This window comes from Pantoea sp. SGAir0175, assembly GCF_043547855.1.
Genome location: NZ_CP028081.1, coordinates 648582 through 664137, shown reverse-complemented (window position 1 = coordinate 664137; position 15556 = coordinate 648582). Strand labels below are relative to the sequence as shown.

The following is a 15556-nucleotide window of genomic DNA, read 5'->3' as shown; positions in this document are numbered from 1 at the left end:
GAAATGCTGAATTCGCTTGAGATTTACCATGCGTTGAATGAGTTGGGTTACCGGCTTGAGGCTGGAAAATTCGAGCCAAGCTATGCATCCGAACATGCGCTCGGGAATGGAAAGTATCTGTATGTCAAACGCAGTCGGGACGGCGTGGTTAAAAAGAGTCCATTGGTTCTTGCACCAGAAACCCTTGCCTTAAAGGCGGAAATTGACCGCATTGCGGGTATCCACTGCCTTTGGGAAAAAGTCAAAAGCACCAGCTACCGCCGTTACCCGAAAGATAATGGGACATCCCAATATGGTTTCGCGGCTGATGTTGAGTCAGTTGAAGTGTTGCAGACGCTGGTGGCTTTGCTGGGTGGCCAGACTTCTTCAACCACCCAACCTGGAATAAAAAGAGATAACCAAAACAAGGAAGAATCGTCAATGTACCCCTTAAACCAAATCCTCTTCGGACCACCCGGCACAGGTAAAACCTACACTACCACCGAAATGGCAGTCAAAATTGCCGATCATGCCTGGTACCAACAGGCTACGCACGAACATCAAGGCAGCGATCTACGGGAAAAGGTAAAGCAGCGTTATCAGATGCTGGTAGAAAAGCAGCGCATCATGTTTACCACTTTTCATCAGAGTTTCTCCTATGAAGACTTTATCGAAGGGATTCGCGCTACGACTGATGAAAAATCGGGTACTCTTCGCTACGAAGTTGTAGATGGTATTTTTAAACAATTGTGCCTGAATGCCAGTGTTAAGGTTCAGGGGAGCGCAACACAATCTATCTCTCTCAAAGGTCGTCGGATCTGGAAGATGTCTCTCGGTAATACCATGGGGGGAGAAGAGGATGTTTACGAAGATTGCCTGAATAATAATTATGTCCTGCTAGGTTGGGGAGAGGATATAGATTTTAGTAATTGCTCTACCTTTGAATCAGTTAAAGCCCGGATTGCATCAGAAAAACAGTCACTGGAAGGCACCAGTAATTATATGGCTGTTGCCGTAAATACTTTTAAAAACATTATGAAGAATGGCGATATAGTCGTCGTCTCTGATGGAAATCATAAATTTCGTGCAATAGCTGAGATTACAGGTGAGTATAGTTATTTACCCAACGATGAACGTGAGTATTACCATCAAATGCGTTCAGTTAAATGGCTAAGAACATACACTCCAAGCCTTCCTAAAGAGCAAATTTTCACAAAGTCGTTATCTCAGATGACCCTTTATGAGTTGCAGAATACGACGATTGATCGTGAAAAATTAACTCAGTTGCTGGCTCCAGTTGAGAATGTCGATAGTCAGGATCTTCCACATGTACTGATAATAGACGAAATCAATCGTGGCAATATAGCGCGTATATTTGGTGAACTTATCACGCTTCTTGAAGCAGACAAACGTCAAGGGGCTGAAGATGAGCGATCGCTGATGCTTCCTTATTCGAAACAAACTTTCTCAGTACCGCAAAATGTTTATGTCATTGGAACGATGAATACTGCGGACAAGTCGCTCATTCAGATGGACTTGGCGTTAAGACGCCGTTTTAGCTTTAAAGAAATGCCTGCACGACCTGAGTTGTTAGCTGGGGTCACTGCGTTTGGCGTTGATGTCGAAACGTTGTTAACGCGCATTAATCAGCGTATCGAAGCGCTACTGGATAGTGAGCATATGATTGGTCATGCTTACTTCATGCCGCTAAAAAAATTAGAAAATAATGCCGACCGTAAAGCCTGTCTTGCCAGCATCTTCCAGGAAAAAATCATCCCATTGCTGAGAGAGTATTTCTTTGATGACTATGAGCGTATCGGTTGGGTGCTTAATGACTCAGTAAAAGAGAAAGAAAACCGTTTTATTCTGTTGCAGCAGTCAGCACAACTACCATCATTTTCTGCACTATTCCCGAAAGATATTGCGGATAGCTTATCTGACAGGCGCTTCCGTATCAATCAACATGCTTTCACGTCCGCAGAAGCTTATCAGGGTATTGTCGCATGATGATCCAGGTCCGGGAATATGCTCTGCTGACCTGTGATAGTTCTCAACCAGCCAGTATGGATCTGGGAATTGTCTCTGAGGCAACTTTCTCCTGGCTTGAGCAATTGCAACAAACGTGGAGTGGATCCTCTCAAATATTCAGCCGGGAAGGGAAGCGTTTTTTGCGTTTGGGAAGCTATGTCGGTTATCTACAATCCCCGAGTGGGGAGTCAATTGAAATTCTGCCAAAAACCACATTTGAAGCGCCAGCTGGGGTAGCCCCGCTGCGTCAGCTTTTACGCCGAATGCTAGGCGCCTCTTTAGGTATTACACCCCGTGAGGCGAACCAGGCGGCTTTGCAGTGTAGTGACCAGCCTCTGCATGAATGGATAATCAGTGAGTTTTTACGGCACCTTGCTGACTTAGTGCGCAAAGGACTGCGTTTCGATTATCACCTCATCGAGGACGAACATAGCGCGTTTATCCGTGGTCAATTAAATGTCACTGCGCAAATGAGAATGCCTCCGGGAAGGGGCACTCATTTTCATGTGCGTTATGCCGAGTTTTCCCCTCAGCGCATCGAGAACCGTCTGCTACGGACGGCTTTGGATTGGTCGCTTAAAGTGACCAGACAAGGGCAGAGCTGGAGACAGGCCAATTCACTTAGCCACCAACTGGATGGCATAGAAGCTGTTTGTGGCAGTACAACACAACTCTTTAGGCAATGGAGTGACGGCAAATATCTCTTCGGCTATCGTGCCATAAAACCGTGGTGCCGACTCATTCTTGAGCAGATGAATCCAGATTTTCAACATGGATCCCATCAGGGAATTTCTCTGTTGTTCCCTATGGAGAAGTTATATGAAGGTTGGGTCGGATGCGGTCTGGCTGATGCGTTGCATCACGACTACCAGCTTATTGGACAGACTAAAAGCCAGTACATGTTAGAGCATGTACCTGTTGGCGAAAAATCATCTCAACGATGGTTCATGCTTAAACCTGATTTTCTTATCACCGGCGGGCAGACGGTGGTTCTGGACGCTAAATGGAAACTATTAGATAGCAGAGCTGGTGATAGTCTGAGAAAATATGATATCAGCCAGTCAGATTTATACCAGATGTTTGCCTATGGGCAAAAGTACCTTCGTGGGAAAGGTAATATGATACTGATATATCCACATCACCAATACTTTAATATTCCGCTACCAGTTTTTCGGTTTGATGAATATTTATCGCTTTGGTGCGTTCCATTCAACCTTGAATCTGGAGCATTAGTAAAAGGTGACTGGCAAGGCTCTTTCCACTGTTTTTCTGGTGATGAGTCTCTGGCGGCTAATAATGAGAATAAAAAACCTTTTCAGCCGGATAAAGCAATGAGAAAAATTAACTATGATTTATAAAGATTTATACCATTTAATGCTCGAGTATTTCACCCAACCAGTTGAACTGGTTACAAGTGCGAAAAAATTGTCTTTCACCCTGTATTCTAAAGACAAAAAGCTGTTTGTCCGAAACGGGAAAAACAATGTAAGCCGGATTAATGCAAATGAAGTTGCAGCATTTGTTGAACGGTTTGAAGATTCCGGGAGTTTACTTCCGAAGGACTACCAGGATGTAACCTTCAAAGCTTCCTATTTGTTGGCCGCGATGCAATATATTACAAAAAAACTCACTGAACCCTGAGAATAAATAGCCACCTTAGGCGCTGGAGGGCTCTTTACTACTATCTTCCCGGGCATTCCTCCCTTTACTGGCCTGTCTTTTCCAACTCACCAATGTAAGCTCTGTACCACCGCATCAGTAAAATGATTTTGATTGAATCAGGTTGTCTTAGGTTAATTGAAAAGCAAAGAAAGCCCTGCGGCACTAAATCCCAGACACAAAAAAAGCCGCTCGTAAGCGACTTAAGTTGCATCAGATGGTGCCGAAGGCCGGACTCGAACCGGCACGTATTTCTACGGTTGATTTTGAATCAACTGCGTCTACCGATTTCGCCACTTCGGCACTGAAGAGGATGCGGAAAACGTGGGCGATTATACCGTTACGCGCTTGCGGCGCAACCGGAATCGATGGGGATGTGCGCTAAGCGTCGAAAAAAGCAGCGCTGCCAAAAACGCTGCGCAAAACCCCGGCAGTCGCCTCCGGAACACTCCCAAACTCGCGCGCGGCGGCCGCTTCTCCGGAACTTTCTGCCGCCACATGCCTCTTAACCACAACTGACGCAGTCAGACGTATAAGCACAACGAGGTTGAGATGAAAAAAGCAACACAACGGTTAGTTTGGGGATGGGGTATCGCGGCGGCACTGGTGGCCGGTAGCGCATCGGCGGCGAGCTGGCAGGATCAGCTGAGCAGCGCCGCATCGCAGCTGTCGCAGCAGAACAGCGGCAACACCGCCACCAGCAACACGCAGAACGGCGGACTGTCGCTCTCTTCGCTCAGCGGCCTGCTGAACGGCGGCGATAAAGCGGTGAGCGCCAACAGCATGACCAACGCCGCCGGCGTGATGGAGTATTGCGTGCAGCACAACGTGGTGGATAACAACGTGAAGTCGGTGAAGGATCAGGTGCTGAGCAAGCTGGGCCTGAGCAGCAGCACCGCGCAGCAGCAGAAAACCGATTACCAGCAGGGGCTGCAGGGCCTGCTGAACACCGGCAACGGCCAGCAGCTGAATCTGCAGAGCCTGAGCAACTCGCCAATGGGTGAGAAGCTGAAAACCAAAGCCTGCGATGTGGTGCTGAAGCAGGGCAAAAAATACATCGGCATGTGATTCCTTCGCGTGGGTTCAGAGGCCGCCTTCCTGCCGTCTGAATCGCCGCTCACCTTATGCCAGCCGGCGCGGGCTGTCCCCCGCGCCCTCTTCTCTCGCCACGCTGCCGCTAAGCCCTCAACAACGCCCGCGTCTCATCCATCACGCGCGCCAGCAGCGCCCGCGCCTGTTCAAACGACTGGATATTGGTGTAGCCAATCACCAGGCCATAGCGCTTTTGCGTCTGCGCGTACCAGCCCGACAGCGGCCGCGCGTATAGCGCCTGCTGCGCCCACAGCGTCGCCAGTGCCACGTCCTGGGTGCCACGCCGCAGAAACGCCACGATGTGCATACCACCGTCGGTCAGTTCAAAGGTAAACAGCCCCGGAAAACAGGCTTCGATGGCCTCCAGCATCATGCGGCGGCGCTGCTGATACAGGATGCGCATCTTCTTGATGTGGCGATAAAAATGCCCTTCGCTGAGGAACTGCGCGAGGATCTTCTGTGGCAGCAGCGGCAGGCCGGTTTCCAGAATCTCGCCCAGCTCGCCGAACTGCGCCAGCGTGTGCTGCGGCATCACCAGATAGCCGATGCGCATCGCCGGCATCATGGTTTTGCTGAAGGTGCCGGTGTAGATCACCCGGTCGTGCACATCCAGGCTTTTCAGCGCCGGAATCACCTTGCGCGTGTAGTGAAATTCGCCGTCGTAATCATCTTCAATAATCCAGCTGTCATGCTGCTGCGCCCACGCCAGCAGCTGATGTTTGCGCGGCAGCGACAGGCTAACCGCCAGCGGGCTCTGGTGCGTTGGCGTCACCACCGCAAAGCGCGCGTCGGTGTGATAGCGCAGCAGATACTCCACGTCGACGCCCTGCCCATCCACCGGCACATAGTGCAGGTTGGGTGCGATGCGCTTCAGCAGCTGCTGGCCGAAGAAGTAGCCGGGATCTTCGAACAGCACTTTGTCGCCCGGCTGCGCCAGCACCGCCAGAATCAGCCGCAGATTGGCACGGTAGCCGCTGGTGATAAAGATCTGTTCCGGCTGGCAGTTGAGGCCGCGCGAGATGTTCAGGTAGCTGGCGATGGCCGCCCGCAGCGGCGCATACCCCATCACCGGCGGTATCATCATCTCGTCCGGCCGCAGGCTGCGCGCCGCTTTCGCCGACAGCAGCCGCCACTTTTTATGCGGAAACTCGTCCAGCGCCGGGATGCCAAGCCGCAGCTCGCCTTTGCCCTCGGTCAGCGGCAGCAGCGCGGGCGTCGTCGCCGGTGCGCGCGTTGGCGTGGCTGCGCTCGCCAGCTTCAGCTGCGGATTGACGCGCGTGCCCTTCGCGCCCTGGCTGACAAAATAGCCTTCACCGATGAGGATTTCGTAGGCGGCCTCCACCGTTTTGCGCGCCACCTGCAGTTCGCCCGCCAGCACGCGGATCGCCGGTACGCGGTCGCCCGGCCTGAGCTGCCCGGCAAGAATCTGCTGCCGGAAGCGCTGGTAAATCTCTTTGTACCCCACGCGTCACTCCTTTCTCAGCCACTGTGCTATGTCCTACCTGTTTTCACGCGTAATGGCCCTGTTCGCTCAGACATAGCAGTTTAAGATGCAGGCATTCCCCCTGCAATACGGATGACAGCCATGAAAATTGTGCATTACGCCACCGCAGAACAACTCGCGCGCTGCTATCCGCTGATGCGTGCGCTGCGCGGGCGGCTGGCGGATGAGGCGCAGTTTATCGCCCAGGCGCAGCGTCAGCAGGCGCAGGGTTATCGCCTCGCTGGTATCGAACATCAGGGACAGCCAGCGGTGCTGGCCGGTTATCGCCTGCTGGAGAATTTTATCCACGGCAGCTTCTGCTACGTCGATGACCTGGTGAGCGATCCCGCGCTGCGCGGTCAGGGCTTCGGCGCCGCGCTGCTCGACGGCTTAGCGGTGCTGGCGCGGGAGTACGGATGCCACCGTATGGTACTGGATACCGCAATCAGTAATACCCGGGCGCAGGCGTTTTATCAGCGCTGCGGCTATCAGGCGCTCGGCCTGCATTTTTATCGCTCTATCGTATGAGGAACCACTGCATGAATGTGCTGCACATTAAAGTCAGCCCGGATCTGGCGGGATCGGCGTCGCGCATCGCCTCGGCGCGTCTGATCGAAAAGCTGCGCAGCCGCCATCACGATCTGCACGAGACGGTGCTGGATCTGGCGCAACAGCCGCTGCCGCATCTCGATGCTTTCACCATCAGGGCTTTTTTTACCCCACCGGAGGTGCGTGATGAAGCGCAGCGTGACGCCATTCGCACATCGGAACAGCGGGTGGATCAGTTGTTTGCCTGCGACACCCTGGTTATCTCATCGCCGATGTGGAACCTCGGGCTGCCGTCGGTATTGAAAGCCTGGTTCGACCATATTACCCGCGCCGGCCGCACCTTCGCCTTTACGCCTGAAGGCACCAAAGTCGGGCTGGTGAGCGGCAAAAAAGTTTACTGCGTGATGGCCAGCGGCAGCGTGTTTGCCCACGGGCCCTTTATGCAGGATGACCAGTTCACGCCGTACGTGCGCGCGGCGCTGGCGTACATTGGCATCAGCGATGTGCAGTTTATCCGCGTCGACGGCACGCACGACCCGCTCAGCCGTGCCCGCGCGTTACCCGAAGCACTCGAAACCATTGAACGTCTGTTCTGACGGAGGAAAATCATGACTCAACGCGTTAACCATTTCAAAACCACCCCGGCGCTGGCCAAAGCGATGTCGGATCTGTCGAATAGCGTCGCCAGCGCGTCGCTGGAGAAGTCGCTCAGGCATCTGGTGGATATCCGCGCCTCGCAGCTCAACCACTGCGCGTTCTGCCTCGATATGCACATCAAGCAGGCGGCGATTGACGGCGAGCACGAGCTGCGGCTGCACCATGTGGCGATCTGGCGTGAATCGCCGCTGTTCAGCGCGCGCGAGAAAACCGCCTTTGCCCTGACCGAAGCGCTGACGCGCATTGGCGAGCATGGCGTTGACGAGGCGCTGTACGGCGAGCTGCGCGCGCACTTCTCCGAGGTGGAGATCAGCGAGCTGACCTTTAAGATCGCGGTGATCAATACCTGGAACCGGCTGATGATCCTGTCGCAGATGGCACCCGGCGCGCTCGACAGCGCTTACGGGCTGGATCGTGCTGATTTGCGGTAATTTTTATCGTCAGTGGCTGCGGCTGCTGGCGATAGCATGTTTTTCTGCGCGCCCTGACGCTATAGTGAAGTTTTGCACCACACAGGACACCGCGCATGAAAGGCATCAACATTGCGATTTACTTCGATCCCGACCTGATTCGCATCTGCGTTCACCAGCCGGATGACAGCTACCTCAGCCAGACGTTTCATTACGCCGACAGCGTGATTGAGGAGATTTATCAGTGGCTGGAGCAGTTCACGCCGGGTCGCACCCACATTTGCCTGATTGAGCATGACACCGCCGATATCCTCGCCGATGAGCTGGTGGACAACGGTTATCACGTGCATCAGGTGAGTCAGCATGCGCTGCTCAGCTGGTTCGCCAGTGAACCGCCCGCCACGCCGGACGGCTCGCCGGTGCGCGCGCTGCTGCGCTATCTGGAGAACGAGAAGCCGGCAGAGTATCAGTCACGCACGCCGCAGATTGAAGCGCTGATGGAGTTGCTGGATGAGCTGGACGATCTGGAAGGCGTAGAGAGTGAGGAAGATGAGGATAACCTGCCGGATAACGTGCTGCGCCTGATGAAGCAGAAGAAAATCAGCGCCAGCGACGCCGCCCAGCGCCTGCTGCCAGACGTGAATGAACGCATTCGCGAGCATTTGATTCATTACCCCGAGCTGATGACGCCGGATTTGCTGGAAGATTTTTTCCCCGAGCTGCTGGAAGCAATGGAAACGCCGAAGCATTGATGCTGTCCAGGTGTGCATAAATGCGCACCCTACAGAATTTTCATTGCGTTACGTGGTCATGGCGGTGCGCATGAATGCGCACCCTACGAAAAAAATCGGTGCACAGGATATTGTAGGGTCGCCATTCATGGCGACCGTTGCGCTGGCAGCTGCGCGCCTGATATTAACCAGGGAATAAATCATGCTGGAACTGTTCAAAGCCATCGGGCTCGGCCTGGTGGTGATTTTGCCGCTTGCTAACCCGTTAACCACCGTGGCGCTGTTTCTCGGCCTCGCGGGTGACATGAACTTTCAGGAACGCAATCGCCAGGCGCTGCAGGCGTCGATCTACGTGTTCCTGATTATGATGGTCGCCTGGTACGCCGGTAACGCAGTGCTGCACACCTTTGGTATCTCGATTCCCGGTCTGCGCATGGCCGGCGGGCTGATCGTCGCCTTTATCGGCTTTCGCATGCTGTTCCCCGCCAAACCGGTCGGGCATTCGGTGGAGGCCAAACACAAGCTGGATGAACTCGACGCCAGCGACGATCCGCGCGAAACGGTGAATATCGCCTTTGTGCCGCTGGCAATGCCGAGCACCGCCGGGCCGGGCACCATCGCGATGATCATCAGTTCGGCCTCGACGGTGAAAGCCGGCGTCGATTTCCCCGCGTGGGTGGTAGCCATCGCGCCGGTACTGACATTCCTGGCGGTGGCGGTGATTTTATGGATTTCGCTGCGCAGCTCCGGCGCCATCATGAAGCTGGTCGGCAAAGGCGGCATCGAAGCGATTTCGCGCCTGATGGGGTTTTTACTGGTGTGTATGGGCGTGCAGTTTGTCATCAACGGCGTGCTGGAAGTGGCGCACACCTTTCATTAAACAATAAAAAATCGCACCGTACGGTAGCGGTGCGATTCATCGCACAATGCCCGACATCACGCGACGCCGGGCATTGCCATCAGGACAGCGCGACAGGTCGCGCTGCTACGTTTTAGTGCAGCGTTTTCCGCACATCCGCCACCTGTTCTTTCGTCACTGCCGGCGCGTGGTTGCTCCAGCCCTGACGAATAAAGGTGGCCAGCTGCGCCACTTCATCATCGGTCAGACGATACGCAAACGGCGGCATCGCCAGCGTTGACGGCGCTTTCTCCGTTGAGGGCTGCTGCGCACCGGCCAGAATGGTGTGAATCAACCCGCTGGGGTCCTGCGCATTGACGATAGTGGCCTGATCCAGCTCCGGGAAGATTCCCGGCGCGCCTTTGCCGGTGACAAAGTGACAGGCACCGCAGTTGTCGAGATACAGACGCTCGCCTTCGCTCAGATTCTTCGCCGCCGTCAGCTTCGCTTCGGTCTTCTGCTGCGCCTGCACGTCGTACGCCTGCAGCGGCGGATTGCCACCGAGGAACTTCAGGTAAGCGGCAATCGCTTGCAGATCGGCATCCGTCATGTGCGAGCTGGAGTGCTCCACCACCGACGTCATCTCGCCGCCCACCGCGGCTTTATCGTTACGTCCGGTTTGCAGATAATCGACAATCTCCTGCTCGCTCCAGCGTGGCACACCGCGCAGCGACGGCACCTCCCAGTTATTCAGGCTGCCGCCGGCGAGGAAGCGATTGTCGCTGCTGTCCAGCGCCTTCTCGTTCATGCCGAGGCCGCGCGGCGTGTGGCAGCTGCCGCAGTGGCCGAGGCTTTCCACGATGTAAGCACCGCGATTAACCTCCGCTGACGCGCCGCCAATCGGCTGGAACGGTTTGTCCGAAGTAAACGCCCAGTTCCAGAAACGCATGCCCCAGCGCTGGCTGAACGGGAAACTCAGCTTTGTTTCCGGCGGCTGTTCGCTGTCCGGCTTCACGCCCTGCATGAAGTAGACGTACAGCGCGTGCAGGTCTTCATCGCTGATTTTGGCGTAATCCGGGTACGGCATCGCCGGGTAAAGGCGCGAGCCGTCCGGCAGCACGCCTTTGCGCACCGCGTCCGAGAACTGCTGCTCGCTGTAGTTGCCGATGCCGTGCTGTTTATCCGGCGTGATGTTGGTGGAGTAAATGGTGCCGAGGTTCGAATCAATCGCCAGTCCGCCGGCGTAATCCGCTTTGCCGGCCACGGTATGGCACGCCATACAGTCGCCAAGGCGCGCCAGGTACTCGCCCTTTTTAATCAATGATGCGTCATCTGCTGCCTGCGCCTGCACCGCACAGCTTCCCAGCAGCACCGCGTGAGCGATTAACAATGATTTTAATTTCATGTGCTTATGCCTGTACCAGTGGGCCGGGATTCTGCAAATAGTGCTCTTTGATAGCCTGCGCCGCCATCAGGGTAATCGCGCCGATGGTGTCGGTCGGGTTCGCCTGGAAGTTCTGCGGGAAAGCGTTACCGCCCGGCACAAACACGTTGTGCACATCCCAGCTTTGCAGGTACTTGTTCAGCGCCGAGGTTTTCGGGTTGTCACCCATCACCGCGCCGCCCACGTTGTGGGTAGAGACGTATTTGGTCAGGTCAAAGTCAGCGCCCATCGGCAGGAAGCTCATGCTCATGCTGTCCGGATTCAGCTCTTTGGCGATGTCGCCAACGATGCCTTTCAGGTGCTGCTGCAGCTTGAGCTCGTTCTGTTTCCAGTTAAAGGTCATGCGCAGCAGCGGCTGACCGCGATGGTCGGTGTAGTGCGGATCCAGATCCAGATAAATATCGCGGTACGACTGGCAGGTGGTGGTAATACTGATCTTCATCGAATGGTTGTACCACTGCTCCAGCCCCTCTTTGTACCCCATGCCCCAGCTCGGTGTGCCTTTCGGCAGCGCGGTGCCAATCGGCGTACCGGTTGCCTGCGAACTGTGGATTTTGGCGCCGCCGAGGAAGCCGAGTCCCGGACCGTCGAAGTTGCCGGGCGAGATGTCATTAAACATCTGACCGGTCGCGCCAGCGGTGGCGAAGGCGTTGAAGTTTTTGTCTTTGAAGAACAGCGTGGCGCCGCCGTTGGAGAGAAACGCATAGTTACGCCCGACGACGCCCTCTTCGGTGATTGGGTTGTAGGGCTTGCCGATGCCGGACAGCAGCATCAGGCGCACGTTGTACAGCTGGAAGCTGGAGAGCACCACAATCTTCGCCGGCTGGAACACTTCGTTGCCGTCAGCGTCAAAATAGAGCACGCCTTTCGCGGTTTTGCCGTCGTCGTGCAGCACCACTTTGTACACTTCCGCGTGCACTTCATACGAGAAGTTCGGCATGCGCTTCAGCGCATCCATCACCGCCGTCTGCGGCGAGGCTTTTGAGTAGTTCAGGCACGGATATTTCGAGCAGTAGCCGCAGTAGTTGCAGGGAGCGATCTGATTGCCGTACGGGTTTTTCCACGCGCGTGAGACGCAGGCTGACGGGTTCGGGAACGGATGATAGCCCAGCTTCTTTGCTGCCTCTTTGAACATCACGTTATTCAGCGTATCGTCCAGCGCCGGCAGCGGATACGGCTCAGAACGCGGGCCTTCAAACGGGTCGCCGCCTTCCAGAATTTGCCCGCGCAGGTTGCCGGTGGTGCCCGACTGGCCGCAAATCAGCTCAAACTTGTAGAAATACGGCTCGATCTCATCCCAGGTGAACGGGAAGTCCATCACGCGCATGTCATCCTGCAGGATGCCGGGCTTATAGGCCTGATCGACGTAGGTTTTCAGTTTGATATCGGTGGGCGTGGGGCGAATCAGTACCGCCGTCCAGTGCATGCCCGCGCCGCCGACGCCGGTACCCGGAGCAAATGCGCCCCATTTGCGGGTTGGCAGCGCCGTCTGGTCCATGTTGTAACGCACGGTGACCGCCACTTCTTTTGGCGTGGCGAACACTTTGTTGCGCACGTTATAGGCGTACTCATCGGCCGGTTTCGGGTAAGCGAAATCCGGGTAGTCGCGCTCGCCACCGCGCTCAAGGGCGCGCACGTCCAGTCCGGCCATTGCCAGTTCAATACTCATCAGCGAGCCGGCCCAGCCGAGGCCGCACACCACGACGTCGACTTCTTTCTTTGTAATCTGTGCCATGTTTTTCTGTCTCACATACCAAATACGGGGATTCAGGCGCGTTCGCCCATCAGGCTGACCGGTCCGAGCGGATACGGCACGTTGTGCTGCTTCACCCACTCGGTGAAGCTGGCGCGTGCCCCCGGGAAGCCGATGGCGATCCAGGCTTTCATGCCTTTGTTGCCGCCGTACATCGGGTCAGCGAGGTAGCCGTGTTTGGTATCGGAAAGCAGCTGGCTGAAGAACTGCGAGGCTTTCAGGTTCGGTTCGCCCAGCGCGGCGAAGTCGATACCGTCGTTTTTATTCACTCTGGTCAGCACCGCGTCTTTCTCCGCCAGCGTCAGCTGCGAGAACGCTTTGTGGTAGGTGCTCTGCGTCCACTGCTCCACCAGTTTGATGCCGGTGCGATACATCTGCTGCGGCGTGAACGGAATCTGATAGCCCATGGTGGCGGGCGCGTGCACGTCAAACGGCCCCTGCAGGTAGATCTCTGCGCCGAACTCCGGGCTGTGCAGCTGCTGGTCAATGAAGATCGGCACGTTGGTTTCCAGCGCACCCGGCGCTTTGCCGTTGCCACCGGCAGGGATCAGGCGATCGGTCGCGGCCAGAATAAATTGCCACTCCTCAGCGCTAAAAAAGATCGGTTTATAGTCGGCAAGGTCCGGTGCTGCCATTTCCGCAGCCTGGGCTGCAGTCAGTCCTTTTAAAACCAGGTCGCTTAATGGCAAAGCCAGCAACGACCCAAGTAAAAACTTACGTCTGGTGGTTGGTTTTTCTAAAAGCATGGCGCGACGACTCTCACTTGCTAAGAAAGGGAATTATTTTTGTTAATAGATTTATAAATCGGCAAACAAGCTGGCAATCTTATGGATACAGATATTTCAGGATGTAAGAATTAAATTAGAAATGTGTTTTGATGAGGAACCATCAACCTGAAGAAAAGTCGCCACGCGCTGTGGGCGCGCTTTCGCAGCGGTAATTGCGCTTTTAACCGTACAAATGCCAGGAGATTAGCGCCAGAGATTGGGCAAATGACTGAAACAAATCGGCGTGAGAAATAGTCGCTCAGCTTAATTAATCAGAAAAAATCACACTTCCATACCAGAGCTTATTCTTATCAATAACCGCTTATTGGCTCAATGCGCAACGTCTGAGCGGTTTATTTCCTGAATATGACAGCGCGCGCACAAAATAACCGATTAGTTAATTGCCGGTATTAATTGTTATTTCCGGCACAGCTCAGAACAAACCGGCATTTAGCCAGCAGCGCGACAGCGATAAAGTCGTCGCATCAATTACTCAGGATAATCATGATGCGAGCACTCTTATTGTTCTTCACCTTATTCAGCAGCGCCTTTGCCCTGCAGGCCGCCACGCCAAAAGACACGCTGGTGGTGGCCGTGCCGCTCGACGGCATTATCAGCTTCGACCCGGCAGAAAGTTTTGAGACCGTCAGTAACAGCGTGCAGCGCAACATTTATCAGACGCTGGTAGAGGCCGATCGCGATGCGCCACAAAAACTCGCGCCGCTGCTCGCCACCTCATGGCAGCCCGGCAGCACGCCGCACAGCCTGGTGTTCAATCTGAAACCGGATGCGCATTTCGTCAGCGGTAACCCGGTGACCGCGCAGGACGTGGTGTTTTCGCTGACGCGCGCGGTGCAGCTCAATAAAGCCCCGTCGTTTATTCTCGCTGAGTTTGGCTGGACGGCGGACAACATCGCCAGCCAGCTGCGGGTTGTGAACGATCATCAGCTGGAGATTCAGTGGCCGGCGCAAATTGGTCAGGATCTGGCGCTGCGCCTGCTGACCGCGCCGGTGGCCTCGGTGGTGGACAGCAAAACCGTGCAGCAGCACATCATCGCCAACGACAGCGGCAACGGCTGGCTGCACACTCACTCCGCGGGCAGCGGCGCATTCAGCATCCAGCAATATGTGCCGCAGCAGGCGCTGGTGCTGAGCGCAAATCCGCACGCCAGCTCGCAGCCGCAGCTGAAACGCATCCTGCTAAAAGGCGTGGCCGATGCTGGTGCACGCCGCCTGCTGATTCAACAGGGCGATGTCGATGTGGCGTACCAGCTGGGCCCGGACCAGATCGATGCGCTGAAAAACGACAAGCAGTTGCGCATTGAAGCCTTCCCGTCGAGCCTGGTCTATTACCTGGCGTTTAATACGCAAAACAAAGCGCAGCCAGCGCTGGGTAATCCGGCGCTGTGGCAGGCGGCGCGCTGGCTGGTGGATTACAACGCCATTTCACGCGATCTGCTGAAAGGCCAGTACCGTATTCACCAGAGCTTCCTGCCGCAGGGCTTTGATGGCGCGCTGGAGAATCAGCCGTTCCATTACGATGTGGCCAAAGCCAAAGCGATTCTGGCGCAGGGCGGTATCAGGCCCGGCAGCAAATTCTCGCTGACGGTGATCAATCAGCCGCCGTACATCGACGTGGCGCAGGCGCTGCAGGCCAGCTTTGCCAAAGCCGACGTGCAGATTGAGCTGCAGCCGGTGGCGGAATCGGAACTGTGGAGCAAAATGCGCAGCCGTGATTTCCAGTCGATCTTTATTTACTGGGGCGCCGACTATGTGGATCCGAATACCAACGCCAGCGCCTTTGCTTATAACGTGCCGGGCGGCTCGAAAACGCTGGCGTGGCGCGTCGGCTGGGAGATTCCTGAGCTGAGCGCGCAGACGCGCACCGCAGCCGGTGAGAGCGACGCCAGCCAGCGTCGCGCGCTGTATACCGCGCTGCAACAGCGCGTACAGCAGGATTCGCCGTTCGTGGTGATGCTGCAGGGCGCGCAGCAGGTGGCGGTGCGCAATAACGTCAGCCACGTGCAGCAGGGCATCGGCGTGAGCCTGCTGTTTTTCGATGCGGTAGAGAAGAAGTAGGTTGGTGCGCGCTGCCCCTCATTCCAGCCTTCTCCCGCCTGCGGGTGAAGGGCCGATCGCGCGGGCAGCAACCGTAACTCCCTTTAT

Annotated in this window: 14 protein-coding genes and 1 tRNA gene; 10 read left to right on the top strand and 5 right to left on the bottom strand. The window is 55.6% G+C overall.

Going from position 1 to position 15556, the window contains the following annotated elements:
* Positions 1 to 3 precede the first annotated feature (3 nt).
* From C1N56_RS03060 to C1N56_RS03050, 3 genes are read left to right on the top strand one after another with little or no spacing between them, the layout of a single operon-like run.
* Entirely contained in the window at positions 4 to 1986 is a 1983-nt protein-coding gene (locus tag C1N56_RS03060) for an AAA family ATPase (RefSeq protein ID WP_394517106.1), read from the top strand.
* Complete coding sequence (locus C1N56_RS03055) at positions 1983 to 3365, top strand: McrC family protein (protein WP_338670746.1); 1383 nt, start codon at positions 1983 to 1985, stop codon at positions 3363 to 3365. The genes C1N56_RS03060 and C1N56_RS03055 overlap by 4 nt, the downstream gene beginning before the upstream one ends.
* Positions 3355 to 3648 (top strand): hypothetical protein, encoded by a 294-nt coding sequence (locus C1N56_RS03050; protein WP_082678675.1) that lies wholly within the window; start codon positions 3355 to 3357, stop codon positions 3646 to 3648. Before C1N56_RS03055 ends, C1N56_RS03050 begins: the two co-directional genes overlap by 11 nt.
* A gap of 236 nt (positions 3649 to 3884) precedes the next feature.
* On the opposite strand, the gene C1N56_RS03045 is transcribed toward C1N56_RS03050, so the two are convergent.
* A tRNA-Leu gene (locus C1N56_RS03045) sits at positions 3885 to 3969 on the bottom strand.
* A gap of 249 nt (positions 3970 to 4218) precedes the next feature.
* Between C1N56_RS03045 and C1N56_RS03040 the strand changes: the two genes are divergently transcribed.
* On the top strand, positions 4219 to 4734 hold the full coding sequence (locus C1N56_RS03040) for a DUF2501 domain-containing protein (RefSeq protein ID WP_394517105.1): 516 nt from the start codon (positions 4219 to 4221) through the stop codon (positions 4732 to 4734).
* A gap of 109 nt (positions 4735 to 4843) precedes the next feature.
* Here the strand turns inward: C1N56_RS03040 and C1N56_RS03035 are convergent, their stop codons facing one another.
* Positions 4844 to 6223, bottom strand: a complete 1380-nt coding sequence (locus C1N56_RS03035) for a MocR-like pyridoxine biosynthesis transcription factor PdxR (protein ID WP_394517104.1) — start codon at positions 6221 to 6223, stop codon at positions 4844 to 4846.
* Positions 6224 to 6343: 120 nt separating this feature from the next.
* On the opposite strand from C1N56_RS03035, the gene C1N56_RS03030 reads away from it, so the two are divergent.
* From C1N56_RS03030 to C1N56_RS03010, 5 genes are all read left to right on the top strand, one after another.
* Positions 6344 to 6769, top strand: a complete 426-nt coding sequence (locus tag C1N56_RS03030) for a GNAT family N-acetyltransferase (protein WP_059011143.1) — start codon at positions 6344 to 6346, stop codon at positions 6767 to 6769.
* An 11-nt stretch (positions 6770 to 6780) separates the two neighbouring features.
* Entirely contained in the window at positions 6781 to 7386 is a 606-nt protein-coding gene (locus C1N56_RS03025) for an FMN-dependent NADH-azoreductase (protein ID WP_136547163.1), read from the top strand.
* Positions 7387 to 7398: 12 nt separating this feature from the next.
* Complete coding sequence (locus C1N56_RS03020) at positions 7399 to 7878, top strand: carboxymuconolactone decarboxylase family protein (RefSeq protein WP_021506730.1); 480 nt, start codon at positions 7399 to 7401, stop codon at positions 7876 to 7878.
* Positions 7879 to 7973: 95 nt separating this feature from the next.
* Positions 7974 to 8609: a hypothetical protein gene (locus C1N56_RS03015; RefSeq protein ID WP_021506729.1), complete on the top strand. Its 636-nt coding sequence runs from the start codon at positions 7974 to 7976 to the stop codon at positions 8607 to 8609.
* Between the two features lie 181 nt (positions 8610 to 8790).
* Positions 8791 to 9468, top strand: a complete 678-nt coding sequence (locus C1N56_RS03010) for a MarC family NAAT transporter (protein WP_021506728.1) — start codon at positions 8791 to 8793, stop codon at positions 9466 to 9468.
* A gap of 112 nt (positions 9469 to 9580) precedes the next feature.
* Here C1N56_RS03010 and C1N56_RS03005 read toward each other — a convergent pair whose 3' ends face one another.
* From C1N56_RS03005 to C1N56_RS02995, 3 genes are read right to left on the bottom strand one after another with little or no spacing between them, the layout of a single operon-like run.
* Complete coding sequence (locus tag C1N56_RS03005) at positions 9581 to 10831, bottom strand: c-type cytochrome (protein ID WP_394517103.1); 1251 nt, start codon at positions 10829 to 10831, stop codon at positions 9581 to 9583.
* 4 nt (positions 10832 to 10835) lie between these two features.
* Positions 10836 to 12605, bottom strand: a complete 1770-nt coding sequence (locus C1N56_RS03000) for a GMC family oxidoreductase (RefSeq protein ID WP_021506726.1) — start codon at positions 12603 to 12605, stop codon at positions 10836 to 10838.
* 32 nt (positions 12606 to 12637) lie between these two features.
* A complete protein-coding gene (locus tag C1N56_RS02995) occupies positions 12638 to 13369 on the bottom strand; it encodes a gluconate 2-dehydrogenase subunit 3 family protein (RefSeq protein WP_394517102.1) in 732 nt (243 codons plus the stop codon).
* 525 nt (positions 13370 to 13894) lie between these two features.
* Here C1N56_RS02995 and C1N56_RS02990 point away from each other — a divergent pair.
* Positions 13895 to 15469, top strand: coding sequence for an ABC transporter substrate-binding protein (locus C1N56_RS02990; protein ID WP_394517101.1), 1575 nt, complete (start codon positions 13895 to 13897; stop codon positions 15467 to 15469).
* Positions 15470 to 15556 lie beyond the last annotated feature (87 nt).